This is a genomic window from Pseudoalteromonas sp. THAF3 (assembly GCF_009363775.1).
Classification (GTDB): domain Bacteria; phylum Pseudomonadota; class Gammaproteobacteria; order Enterobacterales; family Alteromonadaceae; genus Pseudoalteromonas; species Pseudoalteromonas ruthenica.
The window spans coordinates 3008885-3032844 of sequence record NZ_CP045418.1 but is presented as its reverse complement, the minus strand read 5'-3'; the positions used below and the strand labels follow the sequence as shown (position 1 = coordinate 3032844).

The 23960-nt window shown below is 47.2% G+C and carries 28 protein-coding genes and 1 tRNA gene; 21 read left to right on the top strand and 8 right to left on the bottom strand.

Features of this window, described 5'->3' with window-relative positions; translation table 11 throughout:
- Window positions 1-11 precede the first annotated feature (11 nt).
- The 14 genes from rplB (at window position 12) to FIU82_RS14155 (ending at window position 9662) form a co-directional block, all read left to right on the top strand.
- On the top strand, window positions 12-836 hold the full coding sequence (rplB, locus tag FIU82_RS14220; protein ID WP_022944314.1) for a 50S ribosomal protein L2: 825 nt from the start codon (window positions 12-14) through the stop codon (window positions 834-836).
- Between the two features lie 16 nt (window positions 837-852).
- Window positions 853-1131 (top strand): 30S ribosomal protein S19, encoded by a 279-nt coding sequence (gene rpsS / locus FIU82_RS14215; RefSeq protein WP_010367084.1) that lies wholly within the window; start codon window positions 853-855, stop codon window positions 1129-1131.
- A gap of 10 nt (window positions 1132-1141) precedes the next feature.
- Complete coding sequence (gene rplV, locus FIU82_RS14210) at window positions 1142-1474, top strand: 50S ribosomal protein L22 (RefSeq protein ID WP_022944313.1); 333 nt, start codon at window positions 1142-1144, stop codon at window positions 1472-1474.
- Between the two features lie 12 nt (window positions 1475-1486).
- Entirely contained in the window at window positions 1487-2188 is a 702-nt protein-coding gene (gene rpsC / locus FIU82_RS14205; RefSeq protein ID WP_022944312.1) for a 30S ribosomal protein S3, read from the top strand.
- 12 nt (window positions 2189-2200) lie between these two features.
- Window positions 2201-2614: a 50S ribosomal protein L16 gene (rplP, locus tag FIU82_RS14200; RefSeq protein WP_022944311.1), complete on the top strand. Its 414-nt coding sequence runs from the start codon at window positions 2201-2203 to the stop codon at window positions 2612-2614.
- The gene (gene rpmC / locus FIU82_RS14195) at window positions 2614-2805 is read left to right on the top strand and encodes a 50S ribosomal protein L29 (RefSeq protein WP_022944310.1); all 192 of its coding nucleotides are present in this window, start codon (window positions 2614-2616) and stop codon (window positions 2803-2805) included. The genes rplP and rpmC overlap by 1 nt, the downstream gene beginning before the upstream one ends.
- Window positions 2805-3062: a 30S ribosomal protein S17 gene (gene rpsQ, locus FIU82_RS14190; RefSeq protein WP_022944309.1), complete on the top strand. Its 258-nt coding sequence runs from the start codon at window positions 2805-2807 to the stop codon at window positions 3060-3062. Before rpmC ends, rpsQ begins: the two co-directional genes overlap by 1 nt.
- A gap of 137 nt (window positions 3063-3199) precedes the next feature.
- Entirely contained in the window at window positions 3200-3793 is a 594-nt protein-coding gene (locus tag FIU82_RS14185; protein WP_138508903.1) for a hypothetical protein, read from the top strand.
- Between the two features lie 101 nt (window positions 3794-3894).
- Complete coding sequence (locus tag FIU82_RS14180; RefSeq protein WP_152441341.1) at window positions 3895-4776, top strand: hypothetical protein; 882 nt, start codon at window positions 3895-3897, stop codon at window positions 4774-4776.
- Between the two features lie 69 nt (window positions 4777-4845).
- Window positions 4846-5715, top strand: a complete 870-nt coding sequence (locus FIU82_RS14175) for an arylamine N-acetyltransferase (protein WP_152441340.1) — start codon at window positions 4846-4848, stop codon at window positions 5713-5715.
- Window positions 5716-5882: 167 nt separating this feature from the next.
- Window positions 5883-6905, top strand: a complete 1023-nt coding sequence (locus FIU82_RS14170; protein ID WP_152441339.1) for an ATP-binding protein — start codon at window positions 5883-5885, stop codon at window positions 6903-6905.
- On the top strand, window positions 6902-7588 hold the full coding sequence (locus FIU82_RS14165; protein WP_152441338.1) for a response regulator: 687 nt from the start codon (window positions 6902-6904) through the stop codon (window positions 7586-7588). Before FIU82_RS14170 ends, FIU82_RS14165 begins: the two co-directional genes overlap by 4 nt.
- Window positions 7589-7644: 56 nt before the next feature.
- Entirely contained in the window at window positions 7645-8304 is a 660-nt protein-coding gene (locus tag FIU82_RS14160) for a TrkA family potassium uptake protein (RefSeq protein ID WP_152441337.1), read from the top strand.
- Complete coding sequence (locus tag FIU82_RS14155) at window positions 8301-9662, top strand: TrkH family potassium uptake protein (protein ID WP_152441336.1); 1362 nt, start codon at window positions 8301-8303, stop codon at window positions 9660-9662. Before FIU82_RS14160 ends, FIU82_RS14155 begins: the two co-directional genes overlap by 4 nt.
- A gap of 52 nt (window positions 9663-9714) precedes the next feature.
- Here FIU82_RS14155 and acnA read toward each other — a convergent pair whose 3' ends face one another.
- Window positions 9715-12456 carry an aconitate hydratase AcnA gene (acnA, locus tag FIU82_RS14150; protein ID WP_152441335.1) on the bottom strand — a complete coding sequence of 914 codons (2742 nt, stop codon included), beginning with the start codon at window positions 12454-12456 and terminating at the stop codon, window positions 9715-9717.
- A 142-nt stretch (window positions 12457-12598) separates the two neighbouring features.
- Entirely contained in the window at window positions 12599-12949 is a 351-nt protein-coding gene (locus FIU82_RS14145) for an RNA-binding S4 domain-containing protein (protein WP_045979796.1), read from the bottom strand.
- Window positions 12950-13192: 243 nt separating this feature from the next.
- On the opposite strand from FIU82_RS14145, the gene FIU82_RS14140 reads away from it, so the two are divergent.
- Both FIU82_RS14140 and FIU82_RS14135 read left to right on the top strand, forming a co-directional pair.
- On the top strand, window positions 13193-13495 hold the full coding sequence (locus tag FIU82_RS14140; RefSeq protein ID WP_022944303.1) for a hypothetical protein: 303 nt from the start codon (window positions 13193-13195) through the stop codon (window positions 13493-13495).
- A gap of 96 nt (window positions 13496-13591) precedes the next feature.
- Window positions 13592-14239 carry a hypothetical protein gene (locus tag FIU82_RS14135; protein ID WP_022944302.1) on the top strand — a complete coding sequence of 216 codons (648 nt, stop codon included), beginning with the start codon at window positions 13592-13594 and terminating at the stop codon, window positions 14237-14239.
- 8 nt (window positions 14240-14247) lie between these two features.
- Here the strand turns inward: FIU82_RS14135 and cysQ are convergent, their stop codons facing one another.
- The 6 genes from cysQ to cysG are packed head-to-tail and all read right to left on the bottom strand — an operon-like array spanning window position 14248 to window position 21144.
- A complete protein-coding gene (cysQ, locus tag FIU82_RS14130) occupies window positions 14248-15018 on the bottom strand; it encodes a 3'(2'),5'-bisphosphate nucleotidase CysQ (RefSeq protein WP_152441334.1) in 771 nt (256 codons plus the stop codon).
- 3 nt (window positions 15019-15021) lie between these two features.
- Window positions 15022-15618 carry an adenylyl-sulfate kinase gene (cysC, locus tag FIU82_RS14125; protein WP_022944300.1) on the bottom strand — a complete coding sequence of 199 codons (597 nt, stop codon included), beginning with the start codon at window positions 15616-15618 and terminating at the stop codon, window positions 15022-15024.
- A gap of 15 nt (window positions 15619-15633) precedes the next feature.
- On the bottom strand, window positions 15634-17352 hold the full coding sequence (locus FIU82_RS14120; protein WP_152441333.1) for an SLC13 family permease: 1719 nt from the start codon (window positions 17350-17352) through the stop codon (window positions 15634-15636).
- Between the two features lie 3 nt (window positions 17353-17355).
- The gene (gene cysN / locus FIU82_RS14115) at window positions 17356-18777 is read right to left on the bottom strand and encodes a sulfate adenylyltransferase subunit CysN (RefSeq protein ID WP_152441332.1); all 1422 of its coding nucleotides are present in this window, start codon (window positions 18775-18777) and stop codon (window positions 17356-17358) included.
- Window positions 18777-19676, bottom strand: coding sequence for a sulfate adenylyltransferase subunit CysD (cysD, locus tag FIU82_RS14110; RefSeq protein WP_045979801.1), 900 nt, complete (start codon window positions 19674-19676; stop codon window positions 18777-18779). The genes cysN and cysD overlap by 1 nt, the downstream gene beginning before the upstream one ends.
- A 46-nt stretch (window positions 19677-19722) precedes the next feature.
- Entirely contained in the window at window positions 19723-21144 is a 1422-nt protein-coding gene (cysG, locus tag FIU82_RS14105; RefSeq protein ID WP_152441331.1) for a siroheme synthase CysG, read from the bottom strand.
- 255 nt (window positions 21145-21399) lie between these two features.
- Here cysG and deoC point away from each other — a divergent pair, with 255 nt between their 5' ends.
- The 5 genes from deoC (at window position 21400) to nusG (ending at window position 23868) form a co-directional block, all read left to right on the top strand.
- Complete coding sequence (gene deoC / locus FIU82_RS14100) at window positions 21400-22131, top strand: deoxyribose-phosphate aldolase (protein ID WP_253946326.1); 732 nt, start codon at window positions 21400-21402, stop codon at window positions 22129-22131.
- On the top strand, window positions 22128-22637 hold the full coding sequence (locus FIU82_RS14095) for a hypothetical protein (protein WP_022944294.1): 510 nt from the start codon (window positions 22128-22130) through the stop codon (window positions 22635-22637). Before deoC ends, FIU82_RS14095 begins: the two co-directional genes overlap by 4 nt.
- 92 nt (window positions 22638-22729) lie before the next feature.
- Window positions 22730-22806, top strand: a tRNA-Trp gene (locus FIU82_RS14090).
- A gap of 122 nt (window positions 22807-22928) precedes the next feature.
- A complete protein-coding gene (gene secE, locus FIU82_RS14085; RefSeq protein WP_022944293.1) occupies window positions 22929-23306 on the top strand; it encodes a preprotein translocase subunit SecE in 378 nt (125 codons plus the stop codon).
- A 4-nt stretch (window positions 23307-23310) separates the two neighbouring features.
- Window positions 23311-23868, top strand: coding sequence for a transcription termination/antitermination protein NusG (nusG, locus tag FIU82_RS14080; RefSeq protein ID WP_022944292.1), 558 nt, complete (start codon window positions 23311-23313; stop codon window positions 23866-23868).
- The last annotated feature ends 92 nt before the right edge of the window (window positions 23869-23960 follow it).

Genomic DNA, 23960 nt, shown 5'->3' with positions numbered 1-23960 from the left:
GAGTTAGAATTATGGCACTTCAAAAGTGTAAACCAACTTCTGCGGGTCGTCGTCACGTCGTTAAAGTGGTAAACCCTGATCTACATAAGGGTAAGCCATACGCTCCGCTTCTAGAGAAAAACTCTAAATCTGGTGGTCGTAACAACAAAGGTCGTATCACGGTTCGTCATATCGGTGGTGGTCACAAGCATCACTATCGTGTAATTGACTTTAAACGCACTAAAGATGGCATCCCAGCTAAAGTAGAGCGTCTAGAGTATGATCCAAACCGTAGCGCGAACATCGCGTTGGTTTGTTATGCAGACGGTGAGCGTCGTTACATCATCGCTCCAAAAGGTCTTAAGGCCGGTGATTCAATCCAATCTGGTGTAGATGCACCAATCAAGGTTGGTAATACATTGCCTATGCGCAATATGCCGGTTGGTTCGACTGTACACAACGTAGAGCTTAAGCCTGGTAAAGGTGCCCAGATGGCACGTTCAGCAGGTGCATACGTACAAATCCTAGCACGTGAAGGTCAATACGTGACTCTACGTCTTCGTTCAGGCGAAGTTCGTAAAGTTGAGTCAGACTGTCGCGCTACACTAGGTGAAGTAGGTAATGCTGAGCACATGCTACGTTCACTAGGTAAAGCTGGTGCTAACCGCTGGCGCGGTGTTCGTCCGACCGTTCGTGGTGTTGCCATGAACCCGGTAGATCACCCACACGGTGGTGGTGAAGGTCGTACTTCTGGTGGTCGTCACCCTGTATCTCCATGGGGCACGCCTACTAAAGGTTACAAGACCCGTAAGAACAAGCGTACTGATAAGTTCATCGTACGTCGTCGTACTAAATAATAGTTGAGGAATAGCCATGCCACGTTCTCTCAAGAAAGGTCCTTTTATTGACCTGCACTTGCTGAAGAAGGTAGAGAAAGCGTTGGAAAGCGGTGACAAGAAGCCAATTAAAACTTGGAGCCGTCGTTCAATGATCATACCTAACATGATCGGATTGACCATCGCTGTCCATAATGGTCGTCAGCACGTTCCTGTGTTTGTCACAGACGAAATGATCGGTCACAAACTAGGTGAGTTTGCACCTACACGTACTTATCGCGGCCATGCTGCTGATAAGAAAGCGAAGAAACGTTAAGGGGTTGAAGATGGAAGCATTAGCTAAACACAAATTCGCCTCTGGTTCGGCGCAAAAAGCACGTCTAGTTGCTGATCAGATCCGTGGACTACCGGTCGATCGCGCGCTAGAAATCCTGGCGTACAGCCCTAAAAAAGCGGCTGTGTTAGTTAAAAAAGTACTTGAGTCTGCTATCGCGAACGCGGAGCACAACGAAGGTGCTGACATTGATGAGCTTGTAGTAGCGAAAGTATTTGTAGACGAAGGTCCTACAATGAAACGCATTATGCCTCGTGCTAAAGGACGCGCAGACCGCATCCTTAAGCGTACAAGCCACATCACTGTTGTGGTTTCGGATAGCTAGGAGATATAAGTAATGGGACAAAAAGTTCATCCTACTGGTATTCGCCTAGGTATCTCTAAACCTTGGGTTTCTACCTGGTACGCGAATACAAAAGATTTCTCTGAACAGCTTTTTGGCGATCACAAAGTACGTTCTTTCCTTACTAAGGAACTTAAGAACGCTTCTGTGGCTAAAATCGTTATCGAGCGTCCAGCTAAATCAATCCGTGTAACAATTCACACAGCTCGTCCTGGTGTTGTTATCGGTAAAAAAGGCGAAGACGTTGAAAAGCTACGTCAAGCTGTAACTAAAATCGCTGGTGTACCTGCGCAAATCAATATTGCGGAAGTACGTAAACCAGAACTTGATGCACAACTAGTTGCTGACGGCATTGCCTCACAGCTAGAGCGTCGTGTTATGTTCCGTCGCGCAATGAAGCGTTCGGTACAAAATGCAATGCGCTTAGGTGCAAAAGGTATCAAAGTTGAAGTAAGCGGTCGTCTAGGCGGCGCAGAAATCGCACGTGCTGAGTGGTACCGTGAAGGTCGTGTACCTCTACACACTCTACGTGCTGATATCGATTACGCAACTTCTGAAGCTTCAACCACTTACGGCATCATCGGTGTTAAAGTATGGATCTTCAAAGGCGAAGTAATTGGTGGTCTTCCACTAAACGCTGAGCAAGAGAAGCCTGCTAAACGCGGACCGAAGAAAGCCAAGAAAAGTGCTAAGTAGGAGTAGCGAGTAATGTTACAGCCAAAACGTACAAAATTCCGTAAGGTGCATAAAGGCCGCAACCGTGGTCTTGCACAAAACGGTAACAAAGTAAGCTTCGGTACTTTCGGTCTTAAAGCCACTGGCCGTGGTCGTATGACTGCACGTCAAATCGAAGCAGCTCGTCGAGCTATGACACGTCACATCAAGCGTCAAGGTAAAATCTGGATCCGTGTATTCCCAGACAAGCCAATCACTGAAAAGCCGCTTGAAGTTCGTATGGGTAAAGGTAAAGGTTCTGTTGAATACTGGGTTGCTGAAATTCAGCCTGGTAAAGTACTTTACGAGATGGAAGGTGTTTCAGAAGAGCTTGCTCGCGAAGCATTTAACCTAGCTGCTCGTAAATTACCTTTCAAAACCACTTTTGTAACTCGGACGGTGATGTAATGAAAGCTAGCGAACTTAAAGACAAAAGCGTAGAAGAGCTTAACGCTGAACTTATCGAGCTTCTTCGTGAGCAGTTCAACCTGCGCATGCAAGCAAGCACTGGTCAGCTAGCTCAATCTCATATGCTACGTAAAGTACGTCGCGATATCGCGCGTGTTAAAACGGTTATCAACCAGAAGGCAGGTGCATAATGAGCGAGAAGATCCGTACTCTACAAGGCCGTGTAATTAGCGACAAGATGGACAAGTCTTTCACTGTTGCTGTGGCACGTTACGTGAAGCACCCGGTATACGGTAAATTCATGAAGCGTACAACCAAGTTGCACGTGCATGACGAGAACAACACTGCTCAAACAGGCGATACAGTTACTATTCGTGAATGTGCGCCTATCTCTAAGACTAAGTCTTGGACTTTGGTAGACGTTGTTGAGCGTCCTAAGAAAGCTTAATTTTATTAAGTTTGATTAGACGACTGAAAAGCCCCGGCATATGCTGGGGCTTTTTGTTGTTGGCGACCTTAAACCTTGGTGTCATAATGGGTTCACTTACCTAGTTTTCTCTAGCCCAGCTCGAAAAAGGGGCCTCAATGAGCACCTCACTACAAGACGTATTAATCCTTGGCAATGCGCCAATCAAAGACAATTTAGCTGCGCAGGTCGATGCCTTTGAGCGCGTAGTACGTTTTAACTTTTGTGCCGGAATGCCCGTAAATTTGGGTAGCAAGTGTACTGACTTATGGTTAACTGGACGCGGACGTCAGGCTGCAAAACTGTTGCAACAGCCTATCGCTGTGGACCCTGAGCGATTACAAAATGTGGTGATCACTGACCCGCCTGCACAGCCTGTTATGCAATCACTATTTCGACTGATCCGTCGTCAAGGAAAGTATGATCATGGTGCGGCACTGCTGGCTAAGTTCGCCCAAAGCCAGTCTGGTTGGCGTGTTAGTAAAGAGACTCGCAAGCAGTTACTAAAGCGTTTGCATACTTATGGTAAACCGCAATATAAGCCAGTTTGTCCGAGCTCTGGTACCTTAGCGATTGACCACTTCTTACAGCAAGGCCACCGCGTTACTATCACCGGGTTTGGTTTTCAGGGTTGGAAGCGGCACCCTTGGGACTTAGAGCAGCGTTATGTTGCCGAACTTGTCGATACTGGCAAGTTACAGTGGTTAACCTGAACACAAAGCGTCGAGACGACATAGCCTTAGATATCGCCTAACTTGGCATTATGCCATGGTACTTCTAAACTGAGTTTATCAATCACAGCTGTGTCGTGTAGATGAAAAGTGCAGTACCTATTTTATTAATCCTATTTTTGCTCTGTGGCAGCGCCAGCGCCAAGACGGTGCGATATATCGAGCCCTTTTTTGGCGATGCGACCAGTGATAACAGTTTTCATATCCAAGTTCTCAAACGTGCACTTAGTTTGTCAGAGGCCAAGTTTGGTGCAATTTCTGCGCAAGCAATAGATACACCTATGTTGCAGGGACGGCAATTTCGCGCATTGGCGCGTGCCGATATTGACGTATTGTGGTCGATGACATCCCGTGCCCGTGAGCTTGAAGCCCGACCTATTCGCATACCACTTACAATGGGACTCATTGGCTATCGTGTCTTTGTTATTAAGCAGCGAGATCGCCATCGCTTTGCCACATTAACTAGCAAAGCACAACTACAGCAATTACTTGCGTTGCAAGGCCATGATTGGCCGGATACGGAAATTATGAGTAGTAATGGTTTTAAAGTGCGTGGCGTAAGTTGGCATCAAAGTATGTATAAATTACTGGCCGAAGATAAGTTTGATTACTTTCCTCGGGGCGTCCTTGAAATTGGCGCTGAGGGGGAAGGGTTAGCGGCCTATGCGCTGAGTATAGACTCCAAATGGGTGCTTCATTACCCCGCCGCAAGCTATTTTTTTGTGCGTCATGAAGATACCTCATTAGCGCAGCGCTTAGAGTATGGTCTGGCGGCCATGCTGCAAAGCGGCGAGCTAAAAGCCATGATTCTCAATAACCCACACCATGTTAATGCGTTGCGTATGCTTAACTTCTCTGATCGCGAGTTTATTCGCTTGGATAATCCGCTCCTTCCCGATAGTACACCCACGCTGGATCCGAAATATTGGCTCACGCCACAAGAATTATCTGAATTAGTGTATTAAGCACTTGACCTTAAGCTAGGTTCAGGTTTTACAGTTTTGCTATCACACTGATAGTAAAGGAACTGAAGCATGACCCCTATGAACCAATATCTACAGGCGCTAAGTGTTCGCAACTACGAGAATTCATTCGCGCAAGTTAACCAGTTGATCCGCTCTCATTTGCAGCAATTTGCCTTTAGCAGTATCAATTCGCTACTCGGTCGAACGCTGAGTTTAGCGCCTGATGATTTAACCGAAAGAGTGGTTATCAAGCGCCAAGGAGGCTACTGCTTCGAGCACAATAAGCTGATGTACATATTGCTACAGCTCTTGGGTTATGACGTTCGTCCAGTGATTGCAAGGGTCATGGTTAATGGTCGCAATGACAACCCCCGTTCCCATCGCTTAACCGTATTACGGTGGCAGCAAAAAACCTTTCTAGTGGATGTCGGCTTTGGCGTATTGACACCGGCTGTAGCAATAGAGCTCGATAACACTGCTATACAGTCTGCCTTTGGGCGGCAGTATCGTGTAGAGGTGCGAGATGGTGAATATTTAGTATGGCAGGTTGCTCCCGAGCAAGTGTGCTTATATCAGGTTTCTTTGGCGAGATTTTACGAACAGGATTGTGAAGTCGCTCACTTTTATAGCCACCGGCATGATAAGGCGGCGTTCGTCAATAACCTGGTGGTGTCTCGTATTACCGCTGAGCAACGGTGGTTGTTGCGCAATGACAGCTTTACTCACTTTGAGCTTCAACAAGGACAATGGCAACAACACCAGCAGGCTATACGCAGTGTTGATCATTTGCACTGTTTGCTGAGCAATCAACTGCAGGTCAATATTAGCTTGGCAGATTCGCAGCTGCTTTTTCAGCGCTTTGTGAATAACTTTGCATCCGCCAATAGCCAAAGTGCAACCAGCATTGGAAGATGCTTAAAATCAGACCTAAATTTATAATAGCTATCTGCAGAGGCGAATGGTTTAGAGGCTTAAAATTAACAAGCCCTACATTTCTCTAGCGCTTCATACATTGAAGGGAGAAAAACTTTACGCAAAATATACAGCTCACCAGCGAAAATAGCTTTACTATAAAAGCTATAAGTTGATTGTACCTAGAGCTTTGTATGATTCATTGGTGGCGTAGAACTTCTTTCGTAGCCTTGCTTATCGTGTTGACGATTAATCTGCTAGCAGGTCTTTTAGATCATTACTTTTTACCAAAAACTGGCGTATTGTTGCTACTGCAACTGGCCGTCGTTGTCTGCACCTTCTTGTCATCTACATGGGTATCAATATTGGCGGCGTGTTTGTGTGCGCTTAGTTTTAACTTCTTCTTCACCGCGCCTCAATATACGCTACACATGAATGATGGTGAGGACATTATTAGCGTCCTCGTGTTCTTTATTATCGGATTGCTAACCAGTTATGCGGTAGGTTTTTGGCGTCGGCAAAAGCACCGTTTAGCACTTGCTGAACTGCGCACCAGCATGCTGATGTCTGTATCTCATGATTTGCGTACCCCCTTAGCAGCGGTTATGGGCGCATTGGAAACATTGCAAACTTACACTGACAAGCTTGAGCCGCAAGAGCGTGAAGAGCTACTTGCTAGCGCCCGCGCGCAAAGCGAGCGTTTGTATCGATACATTGAAAACATACTGCAGGCCACGCGCTTTGAACTCGACCAAGGAGTCTCATTAATACGCTCCAAACAGCCGCTGATGCCGATTATTGAGAGCGTATGTGCGCGTTTTGATGTGGATGAAGTGCGTATTTCGCACTCGCTCAGCGACCTTAAGCTCTCTGTTCAAGCCCCTCTTTTAGAGCAAGCCTTTCACAACGTGATCGACAATGCAGTGAGCTTCAATGAGGGCAATGCACCAGTCGATGTGAGTGTAACAGCCAGTACCGATAACATACTCATTCAGATTCACGATGAAGGGCCGGGCGTCCCTAAAGCATACAGGGATGAAATCTTTAAACCATTCACATCTTTACGTGAAAAAGAGTCGAGTGATGCTGGCACGGGAGTAGGGCTGACAGTCGCGCAAAGTATTATTCGTGCCCACGGCGGTGACATTTCTCTTGTGCCCTCTGCCAGCGGCTGCACGATGCAAATAACGCTACCGACAAAGCGAGTAGAACAATGAAAAGTACCATTTTATTAGTGGATGATGAGCAAGAAATTCGACGTTTTATTCGCTTGGCTCTCAAAGCTGAGGGCTTTGATTACCTAGAGGCAAGTACGGTCGAAGCTGCACTGAAGCAGGTACACAATGCCATGCCAGATTTGGTGATACTCGATTTAGGCCTGCCTGATGCTGATGGCTTCACTGTACTGAGAAAAATAAGGGAAACCAGTCGCTTGCCTGTTTTGGTGTTGAGCGCGCGCGATCAAGAACGTGAAAAAATTAAGCTACTAGAGGGCGGTGCCAATGACTATCTCACCAAGCCCTTTAGTGTCAAAGAGCTGCTTGCTCGTATTAAGGTATTGCTCCGTGATATTCGTCCAGTGGCACGTAATCTCAGTCTAAACTTCGGTGCTCTGAAAATTGATGCCCAACAGCGCAAAGTACATTTAGGCGATCAGCTTATTTCATTAACCAACAAAGAGTATGCAGTCTTGTATACCTTGGCAGAGCATGCGCAACAATTGGTGAATCAGCAAGACCTACTCGCACAGATATGGGGAGCAAGCCATGAGCATGATAGTCATTACTTGCGTATTGTTGTCAGTCAACTGAGAAAGAAGTTGGCGGATGATGCGAGTGCACCCACTTACATAGAAACCCATCCAGGAGTGGGGTATCGCTTTTTACTCCACCCCAAGTAAAGCAAACACAATAGTTAGCAGTAGCTTCATTTTATATTGAGAAAAAAGGTGAGCGTGTGAATCAATTTACTGTGATTGGCTTAGGCCGGTTTGGCTATGCCGCGTCGTTGGAGCTAGTTCGTTTAGGCAATAGCGTGCTGGGTATTGATACTCGTGATAGCTTGGTGCGAAGAGCGGCTGATCATATTCATTTGGCAACAATTGCCGATGCCACAGATGAGCACGCTCTGAAGGAACTTGGCGTGCAGCAAAGTGACGCAGTACTCGTTGCCATAGGTGAAAACTTAGAAGCAAGTATCTTGTGTGTACTGGCTTTGAAAAACCTCAAAGCAAAGCAAATATGGGTAAAGGCATGCTCAAAAGCACACCATACAATTTTGGCCAAGTTAGGTGTAGATCGCATTATTCACCCAGAGGAAGAAATGGGAATGCGCGTGGCGCAAAGCCTAAACTACCCGATGGTTAATCAATACATGCAGTTAAGTACCAGCCAGTATGTGGTTGAAATTGAGATAAATACGACGAGTGATGGCACCACTTTAGGTCAGTTACTGCGCAAAACTCATGGCGCTATTTGTGCGCTTATGATCTACCGTGATGAGGAAGTGCACGCACACCCTGACGATGAAGCAGTATTGCATTTGGGTGATCGCCTTGTATTGAGTGGCGCGCTAGAGGCGTTGAAAAAAATAGCGCCTAAGTTGAAAGCTTCATGAAAAACTGGTTACCGAGTAATCGACCTTATTCACGTCCGAAAGTGCTACAAAGCCAGATGACTAGCCTGAGCCCTGCGAGTTTGCTGATCATTGGTTTTGCTATCATGATAGCTATCGGCACGTGTTTACTGCTTCTGCCCATGGCCAATAACCACCCAATTAGTCTCAGTGAAGCACTTTTCACTGCTACGTCCGCAGTCACTGTGACAGGACTTATTGTGGTAGATACTGGAAGCCAGTTTAGCGACTTTGGGCAGTGGGTCATTGCCGCTTTAATCCAATTTGGTGGGCTTGGCTTTATGACTTTCGCTGTGGTTATTCTTAAGGGCATCGGCATTAAACTTGACCTTAAAAAACGCCTAATCATGCGCGAGGGTCTAGCGCAAACAAATTTGGGTTCGTTAGTGGATACAGCAAAGGCAGTGATTATCTTTGCGCTGACCATAGAGGCTGTGGCGATTGTTGTTTTAACTTGTCACTGGCAGTCAAGCCTAGGCTGGGAGAGGGCGCTGCACAATGCAATTTTCTACACCATATCAGCATTTAATAACGCAGGCTTCGCGCTACATAGCGATAGCTTAACGGGGTATCGTGATGACTGGGTCGTTAATGGCGTCATAAGCGGACTATTCATCGTCGGTGGCTTAGGGTTCTTGGTGCTGATTGATGTTATCAAAGTGCGAAAGTGGCAAAAGTTTAGCTTAAATAGCAAGGTCGTTATTGTTGCAACGTGCGTCATAAACGTCATAGCAATGTGCATGTTTTTACTATTGGAATGGCACAATACGCTAGCAGCAATGCCATTGGCCGAGCAACTTCAGGCTGCGTGGTTTCAAGCAGTGACCCCTCGTACTGCGGGCTTTAACACGCTCGATATGGCTGCGCTTAATGACTCCACAACCCTGTTAATGATGCTGCTAATGCTAATTGGTGGTGGCTCTATGAGTACGGCAAGCGGCTTGAAGATTGGTACCGTAGTGATCATGATAGTGGCAACGTATGCATCTTTACGCCAGCGTAGCTACGTAAACTTGGCGCGCAGGGAAATAGCGAATGGCTTAGTGTATCGCGCATTTTCTTTGTTCTTTATCTATTTTATAGCTGTGTTTGTGGCGGTGTTTGCACTGGCAGTGTCAGAGCAAAAATCGCTGCTAGATATTGTGTTTGAGGTAGTTTCAGCGGTCAGCACTGTGGGTTTGTCTCGAGGATTGACTGGTGAGCTCTCCGCATTTGGTGAGGGGATCATTATCGTGCTAATGGTTGTGGGTCGTATCGGGCCATTGACCTTCTTATACCTGCTGGCAAAACCTAAGGTTAAATATGCACGCTATGCGCCCGCCTCATTGCAAGTGGGGTAAAGTTGGATAAGCTAACCCCTGCCTTTGCGGCAGGGGTAACTCAATTCCTTCCTTATTCGTCAATCATATTGCGCAATACATACTGCAAAATACCGCCGTGTTTGTAGTAATCCCACTCCTTCGGCGTATCAATGCGCACATCGGCTTTGAACTCGGTTTTGTTACCGTCTTCATCCGTGGCAATGACTACAAGCTCATCAGCTTTGTCGAATAAGCCTTGGATATCGAAGGTTTCCTTACCTGTTAAACCAAGCTCTTCATGGCCTTCGCCTTCTTTAAACTGCAGCGGCAGCACGCCCATGCCGATTAGGTTAGAGCGGTGGATGCGCTCATAACTTTTAGCAATGACCGCTTTAATACCTAACAGTAAAGAGCCTTTTGCAGCCCAGTCACGCGAAGAACCTGTGCCGTACTCTGCGCCAGCAAGCACGACCAATGGCGTGCCTTGCTCTTGGTACTGCATCGCGGCATCGTAAATACTGGCAATGTCATCCTCGGGTTGAGTGCGAGTAATTCCGCCCTCGGTGCCGGGGGCAAGCTGATTGCGCAGACGGACATTAGCAAAGGTACCACGCATCATTACTTCGTGGTTACCACGACGTGAGCCGTAGGAGTTAAAGTCGCCTTTAGCTACGCCATTTTCAAGTAAATACTGACCTGCGGGAGCATCGGCTTTGATGGCACCTGCTGGTGAGATGTGGTCGGTCGTTACTGAATCGCCTAACTTGGCAAGACAGCGCGCGCCTTCAATAGTAGGAATACCTGGGGCTTCCTTACTCATGTTGTCAAAGAAAGGCGCTTTACGAATATAGGTTGAGTCGTCGCTCCACTCGTAACGCTTTGCCTCTGGCACCTTAATATTGCGCCAGCGTTCGTCGCCTTTGTAAACGTCGGCGTAGCTCTTAGCAAACATTTCTTTGGTGACAGTCGATTTCACCAAATCAGCCACCTCGCTAACCGATGGCCAAATATCTTTTAGATAGACATCTTCGCCATTGCTATCTTGCGTCAGTGGCTCGTTGTATACATCTATATCGGTGCGCCCGGCAATAGCATAAGCGACGACTAAGGGCGGCGAGGCCAAAAAGTTCATCTTCACATCTTGGTGAATACGACCCTCGAAATTACGGTTACCGGAAAGAATCGAGCTTACCACGAGTTTGTGCTGAGAAACGGCTTCCTGAATTTCATCAGGTAGCGGGCCAGAGTTACCGATGCAGGTTGTACACCCGTAGCCTACTAGGTTAAAGCCAAGGGCTTCCAAGTCGTCCATTAATTCAGCCTTTTTCAGGTAATCAGTGACCACCTGAGAGCCTGGCGCTAAAGACGTCTTCACCCAAGGCTTGACGTTTAGCCCCATCTCTTTGGCTTTTTTCGCTACCAAGCCCGCAGCAAGAATGACACTGGGGTTGGAGGTATTAGTACAACTAGTGATCGCGGCGATAACGCAGGCACCATCGTTTAACTCGAATTCTTCACCTTTGTAGTTTACTTTGGCAACACCGGTGACCTCAGGTTCAGTTTTAGACTGCTTCGGCTGGCCGCCTTCGGAAACGATGCGAGCTTCGTCTTCAACTTCCAATGCTTTCTTCTCTGCGCGTTCATCTTGGAAGCCGCGCAGGTGTTTGGTGATGGTGTCACCCGCTTCATTGAGCGGAATGCGGTCTTGTGGGCGTTTTGGCCCTGCTAAGCTGGGTACAACGTCACCTAAGTCGAGCTCCAAGGTGTCGGTGTACATAGGTTCGTCGCCTGGCTCTCGCCACATGCCTTGATGTTTGGCGTAAGACTCAATGAGTTCGATTTGCTCATCGCTGCGATTTGTGAGCTTAAGGTACTCTAGTGTTTCTTGGTCAATCGGGAAGATACCGCAGGTGGCGCCATATTCTGGTGCCATATTAGCGATAGTCGCGCGGTCAGCGAGCGGTAAATCTGCTAGGCCGTCACCGTAGAATTCCACAAATTTACCTACGACGCCTTTCTCTCTAAGCATCTGCGTCACTGTGAGTACTAAATCGGTTGCGGTGGTGCCCTCGGGCAGAGCGCCTTTGAGTTTGAAGCCAATCACTTGTGGGATCAGTAGACTTATTGGTTGGCCTAACATCGCAGCTTCGGCTTCGATACCGCCCACACCCCAACCTAATACACCTAGGCCATTAATCATGGTGGTGTGTGAATCGGTGCCCACGAGGCTATCGGGGTACGCTACGCGCTGGCCATTATCCTCTTTGGTAAACACCACACGTGCTAAATATTCGAGGTTAACTTGGTGAACAATACCGGTTGCCGGTGGCACAACTTTCAAGTTATCAAAAGCAGTTTGTCCCCAACGTAAAAATTCATAGCGCTCTTTATTGCGCTCGTATTCAAGTTTGGCATTCAGGTCAAAGGCACCGTCTTTACCATAGCTATCAACTTGGACCGAGTGGTCAATGACTAATTCAGCCGGCGATAACGGGTTAATCTTGCTGGGGTCGCCACCTAATTGCTCCATGGCATCGCGCATGGCCGCTAAGTCGACGATAGCCGGTACACCAGTGAAGTCTTGCATCACTACCCGAGCGGGTGTGAACGCGACTTCTTTACTTGGCTTGGCACTAGGGTCCCAATCAAGCAGAGCTTGAATGTCGTCTTTGGTAATGTTTTCGCCATCTTCATGGCGCAGGAGGTTTTCGAGTAAAATTTTCAACGAAAATGGTAAACGTTTCGCAGCATTACCGAGCGGACGAAGAGAGTGGATATGATATTGCTCAGCATTAACAGTAAGCTGTTCAAGCGTTTTGAAGCTGTTGTTCATTGTGACCCCTTTTATTTTTCCATTATTCCTTCATGGGTAACGCAAGATGCGATCCAACATGAATAATGCCCTTGATTATGACTAAATTTTAGTCATAAATTAGAAGTGGGGTAGAAAAGGATGTTTTCAAGGGGTCTTAGAGTTATCCAAAAGAAATAGGCTTGCGTCCGGTACGCTCATCTCGTTGTGGCTTTTTGGCTTTTTGTTTTTTTGCAGGAGTGTGGGTTTTAGCTTCTGGATGGGGCTTAGGTTGTCGTTGCACCATATTCTCTGCCGCGCTTAACGCAAATAGCTCGCCATTGAAATACAAGGTGTCTCCTGCACGCATTTTCTTGCGCTTTTGTGTGCAGACCTCTCCGTTAACACCTACGTAGCCGTCGGCGATAAGTAGTTTAGCATGCCCACCACCTTCAGCTAAGTCGAGCACTTTTAAGAGCTTACATAGCTCAATAGGCTCTTCCTCTAATTGCACCTCAATCATGTCGTCATTCATAGTTGAACCAAAGCGAATCGTTATTACGTACAGTATACCCGATAGGCTGCACCACAATGAGAAAATTTGCACTGAACTCATGCAAAATTTACCACTCTAATTGCTGTGACCTTCATGAAAGTGCCATTGAGGCCTATTAAAATAGCGCTTTGAGATTTTGGCGCAGTATTTGCTGGTAAGTGCCAGCCAAATATTTCAGGTAGGTGTAATGGCCCACCAACTTTAACAAATGGAGCTAAGAAAATGGGCGCAAGACAAGCTGTATTCGAAGAGCTTTTAAGTAGTAAATTTGCAGACCATTGCAGTGCAGAGCAAGTCCGTACATCGTTAACACGTGCTATTAAGGCTAATTCGCCACAACGTGAGTTGCTCTTCACTTTGTTATCTCGTTTTAATGACAATCATAACCGCATTCTGTACCAAGGGCACAGTGGCGAAGCTGAGCTTACTTATTGCCACCATAAGTTGTTCAAAGAAGTCACTTATCATAAAGATAGCATCAATAAGTGGTTGGCGAATCACGGTGTAAACACAGTAAACCTTTAGCCACTACAATAATGAGTTTATATACGAGCAGCACCTTGTGCTGCTTTTTTAATTGCTGTAAATTAATTGATTACAAGTGTAATCAATTGGTGAGTAATGAAGGAATTATTACTATTTATCGGTATTTTCGTTTTGGCAGGCTGCCAAAGTGCTCGCATTCATATAGTCGCGCCGAGTTTTGATAAGCAGCAAAAGCAGCAGCTAGCACAGCATTTTGCTGATCAAAACTTGAAGGTTAACTTTGCTCAAGGAGTGCTTGCCCCGAGCGAGTTCAATGAGGCAAGCATCACCATGAGCCCAACATTTGCTGACTTCAAGTTATTGGGCTTAGTAAAGGATGCGCTGCGCAGCGCAGGTTATTACAAGGTGGACGAACTGCGTTTCGCTCAGCAGCAACAGTTTTATTATGAAGGGCACATCGGTGTCTATTTATTGTTACCTAAAGAGCAAAGGTTGCCTTTATATGTGGAGAGCGAGGATTGCACCCCTTATCGCACGTTAATGCTAACGCCAGAGGGTCGATGGCAGCTTGATGATTTTGTCTCAAAACCTCTCGCTGGTACTTGGCGTCGCCAAGGTGACCGTGTGGTGTTAACTAGCGATAGCGGCGTTGATACCCACCTTCATTATGAGCGTACCACGCGGATAACCTACCGGGGTGAGCGCCCGGCGCATGTACTTAAAGCGTTGCCAGGCACACAAGGTGCATTCAAGTGCACCTTTGTTGCTATTAATATGAATTAAAGGCGATATTAGTCGTTTAATGCGCTAACGATGAAGTACGGATTGAGGTAGCTGTCTTTTTGGTTGTAGCGCAGTGGCTCACCTTCAATCGTTGTGACCCGGGCTCCGGCAATTGCGGCAACAGCGTGCCCGGCGCCGGTATCCCACTCCGATGTCGGCCCTAAACGTGGATATATATCAGCTTCTCCTTCGGCGACTAGGCATAGCTTGAGCGAACTGCCTTTAGCGACCATATCCACCTCATCGAACTGAGTAAGGTATTGCGCTAACTCCTCAGATGGGTGCGAGCGACTGCCGACCACTCTTATTAACCCTTGGTTTTGCTTTGCCGTCACTTTAAGCTCAATGCGCTCTTCGCCTTGTTGTTTAAAGGCGCCAATCTCTTTTGCAGCAAGATAGCTGACTCCCAGAGCGGGTGCATCAACGACACCCAGTACCGGCTCACCCTTGTCAATCAGCGCAATATTGACTGTAAACTCACCATTTTTCTTTATAAATTCTTTGGTCCCGTCGATAGGATCAACGAGCCAGTAACGTTGCCACTGCTGGCGCTGCTGCCATGAAATACCCGCGCTTTCTTCACTGAGAATGGGAAGCTCCGGAGTCAGTGCTTGAAGCCCTGCGACGATCACCTTGTGAGCCGCTAAATCGGCATCAGTGACCGGGCTTTTATCATCCTTATACTCCACGGCGAAATCTTTGTTATAGATTGTCATCGCAGCTTGGCCTGCGTCACGAGCAAGGTCGAGGATATTTTCTAGCAACTCTGGAGGGTTCATACTCTAGCCTATGATATTTCGGGTACGTAAATGGGCAATGAGCTGGGCGACACATGCTTGTACATCCAACTCAGCGGTATTTAGTGTGAGCTCTGGATGCTGCGGAATTTCATAATCGGAGTCAATGCCTGTAAAGTGGGCAATTTCTCCAGCACGGGCCTTTTTGTATAAGCCTTTTGGATCGCGCTGTTCGCAGGTTGCCAATGGCGTATCAAGGTATACCTCAATAAACTCATGCTCTTGCACTAGGTTACGAACCATATCACGCTCGGCTTGAAAGGGAGAAATAAAGGCGGTCAGTACTAACAAACCCGCATCTACCATGAGTTTGGCACTTTCGCCAACACGGCGGATATTTTCCTTACGATCAGCATCGCTAAATCCTAAATCGCCACACAAACCATGGCGAACATTATCACCATCCAGTAAGTAAGTATGATGACCTAAATGATAAAGCGCTGACTCTAAGGCTCCGGCGATGGTGCTTTTTCCTGAGCCTGAAAAGCCAGTAAACCAAATAATGCAACTTTTATGCTTGTTAAGCTGTTGGCGCTTGGCTTTATCGACACCATGGTGGTGCCACACAATGTTTTCGTCCATTTCTCGGTCTCGATATTAAAACGGAAAGACATAAGTAATGAGGCTGAGCACTACCACCGCATAGGCGATAGACATGATCACGCCTATGCGGGCAAAATCGGCAAAGCGATACTGCCCTGCATTCATTACAATCATATTGGTTTGATAACTATAAGGGCTGATAAATGCGGCACTAGCGCCATAAGCAACAGCCATGGCAAAGGGCATCAAATTCACCTCCAAGGAGCTGGCTAAGCCATAAGCCAATGGAAACATCAGCGCCGCTGCGGCATTATTGGTGATGAGCTCAGTCATCACCACGGTGATCACATACACCACTATAAGCGCGACAAACGGTGTGAGTGCGCTGTAGCCAGCCAACCATTGTTGTAAGGCTTGCTCTGCTCCGGAGCCACTGAAAGCGTGAGCTAAGCCCAGTGCTGAGGCAATAATAATGACTAGCTCAAAAGGAAAGCGCCTTTTGAGCTCTTGACCATCAAGCACCTTAGTGGCTAACAGCAAGGCAATAAATAGCAATAGCCCTTGCACTAAGGCAATCGTCCCCGTCGCCGCCAGGGCGATAACAGCGGCAAACCCTGCCAATAAAGTGGCTTCACTTTTACGGCCATAGGTTTTATCAACCTCATGTTCACTGACGAAGTAAAAGTTTTTATCTAGGTTGGAGCGATTATGAAAATCATGACCGACTGCGAGCATAAAGCGGTCGCCCGGGCGGATTGTCACTTCGCCAAGCTTACCGGAGAGGCGCTCACCATTGCGGTGAATAGCCACGACAGCGGCGTCGAACTTCGCACGAAAGCCCGTTGCTTTTAAGGTTCGTCCCACAAGCGTTGAGGTGTGTGTGACAATCACTTCTTGTAGGTTCGAGCTCAATAGTCCATTGCTGTCGGCAAATAAAGTTAAGCCCGGGATGCGCTGTAAGGCGGCGACGCTGTGCACATGACCGGTAAAAATAAGCTTATCGCCAGCCCGCACTTTATTCTCTGGCCGTACGGGGCTTATCAACCGTCGCTCGCGGACAATCTCAACCAGAAACAGGCCATCAAGATCTCTCAAGCCATTTTTTTCTATGGTTTTACCAATGAGTGGTGAGTCTGCATTGACCTTTGCTTCAAGGAGATACTCTTTGTGCTCACCTTCTACCCTTGGGTAGTTTGGCAGTAGTCGCCGACACAAAATCAGCACGGCTATTCCACTTAAGGTGACTGCGATACCTATGGGTAAAAAGCTAAACATGGCGAGGTTGAAGCCGTCATACTGCTGCGTAAAGCTATTTACAATGAGGTTTGTTGAGGTACCAATAAGCGTGGTCGTCCCTCCTAAAATGGCAGCATAGGATAGCGGGATAAGTAGCTTAGAAGGAGCGTGATACTTATTGCGAGTAAGGGGCCCCACCAATGAAGCGACTACGGCGGTGTTATTCAAAAAAGCCGAGGCGGCAGCGGTCACGGTGCTTACTTTAACAATACTGGCTCGCAATGATGGGCTGACGATACCTTTAGCAACGTGCTGTAACAGCGACGTGCGTTCCAAGGCGATAGACACCAACATCAACAACACCAGAGTGACTAAACCAGTATTAGTAAAGTTGCCAAGTAATGTTGGGGTATCAATATACCCCAACACATAGCAGCCTAATAATGCAGCGAAAAACAGTGTTGCTGGGCGTACATGAGTCAGTACCAACCCGGCAAACAACGCGACTATAATCGCTGCATAAAAGACCACATCCATCGTTTATTTCAACTTGCTAATATCGATGGCTTGCCAATGCGGGAAGTGCTTACGTACTAAGGCATTGAACTCGATTTCAAAATCGCTGTATTGAGCGTTCTGCTGAGACGTTTGAGTCGCTAGCACTTGCTCGACCATTCCCGCTCCCACGGTCAGGTTACTGAGACGATCAATAAGAATAAAGGCGCCGGTTTCGCGGTTATCACGATAAATATCGGCCATCATCGGCTCGGTCAACTCCAACGTGACGATGGCAATTTCGTTGAGCTGTAAGCTCTCAGCTTGACCCTTTTCTAGAGTGTTGACGTCAATGGTGTGGTCAATGCGTGACACCACCGCTGCGGTTTTTTTAGTACCTAGCTTGAAATTATAGGTTTTACCCAGCTCTAAGGGTTGCTCGTGCATCCATACCAATTTTGCTTGCAGTTGGTTGGTTGCTTGCGCACTTGAGTGGGCAGGCACAATGACATCCCCACGGCTTACGTCAATTTCATCGTTCAAAGTCATAGTGATAGCTTGACCTGCCTCAGCATGATCAAGGTGACCATTGAAAGTGACCAGCTCCTTGACGCTGGATATTTTACCTGAAGGCAGCACTTTTATGGCATCACCGACTTTAAATTGTCCTGACGTAATGGTTCCTTGGAAGCCCCTAAAGTCAAGGTTCGGACGTACTACATATTGCACCGGTAACCGTGGCTCAAAGCCGTTATCGGTCGCTGCTGCAGGCGAGTCTTCTAACAGCTCTAGTAGCGGTTTGTCGGTGTAGTAAGGAGTATGCTCTGAGCGGGTAACCACGTTATCGCCTTTAAGCGCCGACATCGGTACGAACTTAATGTCTTTAACATTAAGTTGCTCAGCAAATTTTAAGTAGTCCGCCTTAATTTTTTCATAAACAGTTTCATCAAAGTCGACAATATCCATTTTGTTAATCGCGACTACAAACTGTTCAATGCCTAGTGAGTCACAGATAAAGCTGTGGCGTTTGGTTTGCACTTGCACGCCATAGCGGGCATCAACCAGAATGACAGCAAGATCGCTGGTTGATGCACCCGTTACCATGTTGCGGGTGTACTGTTCATGCCCTGGAGTGTCGGCAATGATGAACTTGCGCTTGGCGGTAGAGAAGTAACGATAGGCCACGTCAATGGTAATACCTTGCTCGCGCTCAGCTTGCAAGCCATCGACTAACAGCGCTAAATCAAGCTCTTCACCCGCATTCCCGACTTTCTCATTATCTTTATGCAGTGCGGCTAACTGATCTTCATAGATTTGGTGACTATCATGTAGCAAACGACCAATTAAGGTTGATTTACCGTCATCGACACTGCCACAAGTTAACAAACGCAATAAACTTTTGTCTTGTTGACGTGCTAGATAGGCTTCGATGCCTAGCTCTTTGACTTCATTAGCAGTTGCTGACATTAGAAATACCCCTCACGTTTCTTCTTCTCCATAGACCCTGCTGAATCATGGTCAATGACCCGACCCTCACGCTCTGATGAGGTTGATAGCAGCATCTCCTCGATGATCCCCGTTAGTGAGTCAGCCGTCGACTCGACTGCTCCAGTCAGAGGGTAGCAGCCTAAGGTACGGAAACGGACCGACTTCATTTGTGGCTGTTCACCTTCATTAAGAGGCATACGTTCATCGTCCACCATGATTAGGGTGCCGTCACGTTCGACCACCGGACGCTCTTTTGCTAGGTAGAGCGGCACAATCTCGATGTTTTCTTGGTAGATATATTGCCAAATGTCCAGCTCAGTCCAATTTGAAAGAGGGAATACACGAATACTTTCACCTTGGTTTACTTCACCATTGAAAGTGCTCCATAGTTCTGGGCGCTGGTTTTTTGGGTCCCATCTGTGATGCTTGTCACGGAATGAATAAACTCGCTCTTTGGCACGCGATTTCTCTTCATCACGGCGAGCGCCACCGAAGGCGGCGTCGAACCCATATTGATTCAAGGCTTGTTTCAAACCTTGAGTCTTCATTATGTCAGTGTGCTTGGCTGAACCGTGCTCAAAGGGGCTGATATTCATTGCCAAGCCCTCAGGGTTTTTATGCACTAGCAAGTCAAAGCCATATTCTTTGGCCATGCGATCGCGAAAGGCAATCATTTCCCGAAACTTCCAGTTGGTGTCTACATGCAGCAAAGGGAAGGGGATCTTGGCTGGGTAAAACGCCTTACGTGCTAAATGGAGTAACACCGATGAGTCTTTACCAATGGAGTAAAGCATCACCGGGTTGTCAAACTCAGCCGCAACCTCGCGGATGATTTTGATACTTTCAGCCTCAAGTTGCTGAAGATGGGTTAAAGCCATAGCTTCCGTCCTACTAATTTCTAGATAAACCTGTTAATACCAAGGGTTAGGCCACATCAGTGAGAGGCTGAGCAAAACTGCTAGTCTGCGTTGTTTTACCGAACCATGCAAGTTGCTGATGTAGCGAAGCGACCTCGCCAATTATTAATAACGCTGGGGATTGAATCGCATGTGTTTCAATCAGTTCGCTGAGCTGCGCCAGCTGCCCGGTGATTACACGCTGATCTTTGCGCGTGCCATTTTCTACTATCGCCACAGGAGTAGTAGCACTGCGCCCATGAGCCAGCAGCTGGCTTTGAATATGCGGTGACTTAATCACACCCATATAGATAGCCAAAGTTTGATTGGGTTTAGCCAAAGAGAGCCAATCCAGTTCTTGACCATCTTTTTTGCAGTGCCCGGTGACAAATTGGATGGCCTGAGCATGGTCGCGATGTGTCAGCGGGATACCCGCATAGGCGCTGCACCCTGCTGCTGCAGTGATGCCTGGTACAATTTGATAGCTTATACCGTGACTGGCTAGCACCTGTACTTCCTCACCACCACGACCATAAATAAAGGGGTCACCGCCCTTAATGCGGCAGACCTTCTTGCCTTGTTGTGCTAATTCAACCAACAATTCGTTGGTGCGCTCTTGAGGTACGCTGTGATCGCCTGCGCGTTTGCCGACACAGATGAGTTCGGCATCACGACGCACCAGCTCCATAATTTCATCTGATACTAAGTAGTCATATACCACCACATCGGCTTGCTGCATAAATTGCAGGGCTTTGAGGGTCAATAACTCAGGGTCGCCAGGGCCTGCGCCAACCACATACACTTCGCCTTGAGGTGGTAGGTTGTCATCAAGCATAGTCGTGAGCTCGTCACTGGCCTGTTCGATGTTGCCTTTTTGCACGGTGCTTACGACATTGGAATCAAACACCCGTTCCCAAAATTGACGGCGATCATCAAAGCTTGTAAAACGTTGCTTTACTTGTTTTCGGAAACTACCTACTAATTTGGCCAATGCGCCTATATGCTGAGGAATTAACGTTTCTAACTTTTCCCGTAGTCGGCGAGCCAATACTGGCGCAGTTCCTGCACTGGAAATAGCAATGGTGATTGGATCTCTATCCACGATAGAGGGGAAAATAAACCGGCATTTAGGTTGATCGTCGACAACATTGACGAAAATATTATGCTGTTCAGCGGCTTCGAATACTTGGGTGTTTACGGTATCGTTATCAGTAGCAGCAATAATCAACATATAGCCAAGCACTTGCTCTGGCTGAAAATAAGCTCGTTGTAACGTTAATTTTTGCTGCTTTGCAAGGGCTTCAAGTTCAGCGCAAAACTCAGGTGCAATAACCGTAACTTTAGCGCGTGCTTTGAGGAAAGCTTGTGACTTACGCAGTGCGACCTCGCCGCCGCCGATCACGAGTACCGGCTTGTCATCAAGTTTTGTAAAAATGGGTAAATATTGCACCGCGCACCACCTAATTTGTTAACACCGAAAGCGACAATGTTTTATTGAGCTTGGAGAATGCAAGGATATAGGCAGCATTAACGGTTAAAAAATAATTTGTTCCAAGCTTATATATCTAAAAGTTATATGCCGACTTGTGAAATGGCTTAAGGCAATGAAAATCAATATTAAGGCGCTATTTTAAGTAGATTAAAGTGATAAAATTGAAAGCGATAACGGCGATATAATCACTAAGCGCAGAACCAGGAGATGACCATGAGTGATGTTCACGATGCGCAGTTAGCGCTCGCTTGTTTAGATTACACCCGGTTGCAAGAGCACGACAGTGAGGATGCAATGTGTCAATTCGTGGCGCAAATTAATAGCGCTTATGCACTGCCTGCAGCGCTGTGCGTCTACCCACAATGGTTGCAGCTAACCCGTCGCGAGCTCGATAATCGCAACTTACAACAAATTCCGTTGGCCACAGTGACCAACTTTCCAACTGGTGACGAGGATTTGGCCACTGTTTTGGCGCAGACGCGCGAAGCGCTGCAATTGGGCGCCAATGAAATTGACTTGGTGCTACCTTATCGAGCGTTGCAGCAGGGCGACGAGCAAAAAGCTTTGGAATATGTACGTCAAAGCCGTGAACTCTGTGCCAATAAAGCGAAGCTAAAGGTGATTATTGAAAGTGGTGAATTGAGCTTGTCGCAAGTACGTATTGCCAGTCGCATTGCCATAGCCGGCGGCGCCGACTTTATTAAAACCAGTACCGGGAAAGTGGCAATCAACGCGACGCCAGAGGCCGTCGCGGTGATTTTTGACGAAGTTGCGCACAGTGAACGAGCAGTGGGTGTTAAGGTCTCTGGTGGCGTAAAAAACCTAAGCCAAGCGCAGTTATATCTGGATATGGCGGTAAACACTATGGGTGGAGCATGGTTGACGCCTTTTAACTTTCGTTTCGGGGCATCATCATTACTGGGTGAGTTGTACAAAGTGTTATGAGTGACAGTGAAGCGGAAAAAATAGCGCTAGAGCACGATGCTGCGCGACGCTTTCTGCGCGCCTATGAGCGCTATTATCATATTCCGATGCGTCATATTTGGCACAATCAACCAGCGAAGCCCGATGTCAGTTGCTACATGGAAAGTGAGCGCTTAGATATCGAGATTGCGCATTTGTATGCCAACGAGCATGAAGCGATGGCCGTGCTTGGTCGACCTTTGAGCCTCGATATACAACGCCAGCTGGCGCAGTTGGCACTAAACCCAGATACAGAGCAGCTGCGCTATGCACTCTCTAAACTACTCAGTGCCAAGGCCGCCAAACGTTATGACAGCAAGCGCGTATGGCTGCTAATTCGTAATGCTAGCACGCTTTGGCACCATCAAGACTTTCTTGAAGTAAAGCCGCAGTTGGTCCTTGCCCCAGGTCATCCATTCGAACAAATTTGGCTATTAACCGACTGGCAAGGCACGCATGAGCCATTACAGCTTTATAGCGCTAAATAAATCACAGCCACTACCACTAAATTAATTTTCGGTGGCCTTTGTTTTGCTCTTGTTTTAGCGTCACTGGTCAGTATAATGGGCATCCACTTTGCAGGGGCGTAGTTCCAATTGGTAGAACAGCGGTCTCCAAAACCGACGGTTGGGAGTTCGAATCTCTCCGCCCCTGCCACTTTTCACAGACAAGTCTAAGTCTAAAAATCTGTTTTAAAGCATGTTTTTAAGGTTAGATTTGGATAGATTTACCCTGTCGTGTGACGGGGTTGTTGTGTCTGTATTTAAGGTATTAGGATTATGAGTGCAAATGTAGAAAACTCGTCAAGCCCGATGGACTTGGTAAAATGGCTTATCGCCATTGCGTTGCTGGCAGCAGCAGTAGTAGGCAACACCATGTATGGTGAAGAGTCTGCGTTAATTCGAGCTATTGGCGTGGTTGCTGCAATCGCCGTTGCCCTGGGTATTGCGGCAACGACAGGCAAAGGTCGCTCCTTCATCTCGTTTGCGAAAGAAGCTCGCATCGAAGTACGCAAAGTTGTTTGGCCAACACGCCAAGAAACCACACACACAACATTTATCGTGATGATCGCGACAGTGATTATGGCGCTTATCTTGTGGGGATTGGACGGAATTTTATTCCGCCTAGTGGGCTTTTTAACTGGATTGGAGATCTAATCCCATGACGGATGAGAACAAAGAAAAGAAATTACGTTGGTATGTAATCCAGGCTTTCTCAGGTTTTGAGAAGCGTGTTGCGCAAACCATCAAAGAGCACATCAAAATCCAAGGCCTTGAAGATAGCTTTGGAGAGGTGCTGGTGCCAACTGAAGAAGTAGTGGAAATGCGCGCCGGTCAAAAGCGCAAGTCAGAACGTAAATTTTTCCCAGGCTACGTACTGGTAGAAATGGACATGAATGATGAGAGCTGGCACCTAGTGAACAGCACCCCTCGCGTGATGGGTTTCATTGGTGGTACTTCTGATCGTCCAGCACCAATCAGCAAGCGCGAAGCCGACCGCATTCTTAATCGTCTCGAAGAAAATGCTGAAGCGCCGAAGCCAGCCACCTTGTTTGAAGCAGGTGAAGTGGTTCGTGTTATTGATGGCCCATTTGCTGATTTCAACGGTGTGGTTGAAGAAGTGGATTACGAGAAAAGCCGCTTGAAAGTATCAGTACTTATCTTCGGTCGTTCTACCCCTGTTGAACTTGAATTTGGTCAGGTTGAACAAGACAAGTAAGTTGCTCGTAAAACACGCAAACTAATGTTGAAAAAGGCCGCTGACTAACTTATAATCAGCGGCCTTTTTGTAGCAGCTGAAAATGCTGGCTG

What these genes read in the sequence shown, in the direction of transcription:
- rplV (WP_022944313.1), top strand. Translation starts at nt 1,142, where the DNA reads ATGGAAGCATTAGCTAAACACAAATTCGCCTCTGGTTCGGCGCAAAAA.
- acnA (WP_152441335.1), bottom strand. Translation starts at nt 12,456, where the DNA reads ATGAACAACAGCTTCAAAACGCTTGAACAGCTTACTGTTAATGCTGAG.
- deoC (WP_253946326.1), top strand. Translation starts at nt 21,400, where the DNA reads ATGAGTGATGTTCACGATGCGCAGTTAGCGCTCGCTTGTTTAGATTAC.
- FIU82_RS14185 (WP_138508903.1), top strand. Translation starts at nt 3,200, where the DNA reads ATGAGCACCTCACTACAAGACGTATTAATCCTTGGCAATGCGCCAATC.
- nusG (WP_022944292.1), top strand. Translation starts at nt 23,311, where the DNA reads ATGACGGATGAGAACAAAGAAAAGAAATTACGTTGGTATGTAATCCAG.
- FIU82_RS14180 (WP_152441341.1), top strand. Translation starts at nt 3,895, where the DNA reads ATGAAAAGTGCAGTACCTATTTTATTAATCCTATTTTTGCTCTGTGGC.
- FIU82_RS14095 (WP_022944294.1), top strand. Translation starts at nt 22,128, where the DNA reads ATGAGTGACAGTGAAGCGGAAAAAATAGCGCTAGAGCACGATGCTGCG.
- FIU82_RS14145 (WP_045979796.1), bottom strand. Translation starts at nt 12,949, where the DNA reads ATGAATGACGACATGATTGAGGTGCAATTAGAGGAAGAGCCTATTGAG.
- rplP (WP_022944311.1), top strand. Translation starts at nt 2,201, where the DNA reads ATGTTACAGCCAAAACGTACAAAATTCCGTAAGGTGCATAAAGGCCGC.
- cysC (WP_022944300.1), bottom strand. Translation starts at nt 15,618, where the DNA reads ATGGACGAAAACATTGTGTGGCACCACCATGGTGTCGATAAAGCCAAG.
- rpsC (WP_022944312.1), top strand. Translation starts at nt 1,487, where the DNA reads ATGGGACAAAAAGTTCATCCTACTGGTATTCGCCTAGGTATCTCTAAA.
- cysQ (WP_152441334.1), bottom strand. Translation starts at nt 15,018, where the DNA reads ATGAACCCTCCAGAGTTGCTAGAAAATATCCTCGACCTTGCTCGTGAC.
- rpmC (WP_022944310.1), top strand. Translation starts at nt 2,614, where the DNA reads ATGAAAGCTAGCGAACTTAAAGACAAAAGCGTAGAAGAGCTTAACGCT.
- FIU82_RS14155 (WP_152441336.1), top strand. Translation starts at nt 8,301, where the DNA reads ATGAAAAACTGGTTACCGAGTAATCGACCTTATTCACGTCCGAAAGTG.
- FIU82_RS14140 (WP_022944303.1), top strand. Translation starts at nt 13,193, where the DNA reads ATGGGCGCAAGACAAGCTGTATTCGAAGAGCTTTTAAGTAGTAAATTT.
- rpsS (WP_010367084.1), top strand. Translation starts at nt 853, where the DNA reads ATGCCACGTTCTCTCAAGAAAGGTCCTTTTATTGACCTGCACTTGCTG.
- cysN (WP_152441332.1), bottom strand. Translation starts at nt 18,777, where the DNA reads ATGTCAGCAACTGCTAATGAAGTCAAAGAGCTAGGCATCGAAGCCTAT.
- FIU82_RS14170 (WP_152441339.1), top strand. Translation starts at nt 5,883, where the DNA reads ATGATTCATTGGTGGCGTAGAACTTCTTTCGTAGCCTTGCTTATCGTG.
- FIU82_RS14165 (WP_152441338.1), top strand. Translation starts at nt 6,902, where the DNA reads ATGAAAAGTACCATTTTATTAGTGGATGATGAGCAAGAAATTCGACGT.
- rpsQ (WP_022944309.1), top strand. Translation starts at nt 2,805, where the DNA reads ATGAGCGAGAAGATCCGTACTCTACAAGGCCGTGTAATTAGCGACAAG.
- FIU82_RS14135 (WP_022944302.1), top strand. Translation starts at nt 13,592, where the DNA reads ATGAAGGAATTATTACTATTTATCGGTATTTTCGTTTTGGCAGGCTGC.
- secE (WP_022944293.1), top strand. Translation starts at nt 22,929, where the DNA reads ATGAGTGCAAATGTAGAAAACTCGTCAAGCCCGATGGACTTGGTAAAA.
- FIU82_RS14120 (WP_152441333.1), bottom strand. Translation starts at nt 17,352, where the DNA reads ATGGATGTGGTCTTTTATGCAGCGATTATAGTCGCGTTGTTTGCCGGG.
- rplB (WP_022944314.1), top strand. Translation starts at nt 12, where the DNA reads ATGGCACTTCAAAAGTGTAAACCAACTTCTGCGGGTCGTCGTCACGTC.
- FIU82_RS14175 (WP_152441340.1), top strand. Translation starts at nt 4,846, where the DNA reads ATGACCCCTATGAACCAATATCTACAGGCGCTAAGTGTTCGCAACTAC.
- cysD (WP_045979801.1), bottom strand. Translation starts at nt 19,676, where the DNA reads ATGGCTTTAACCCATCTTCAGCAACTTGAGGCTGAAAGTATCAAAATC.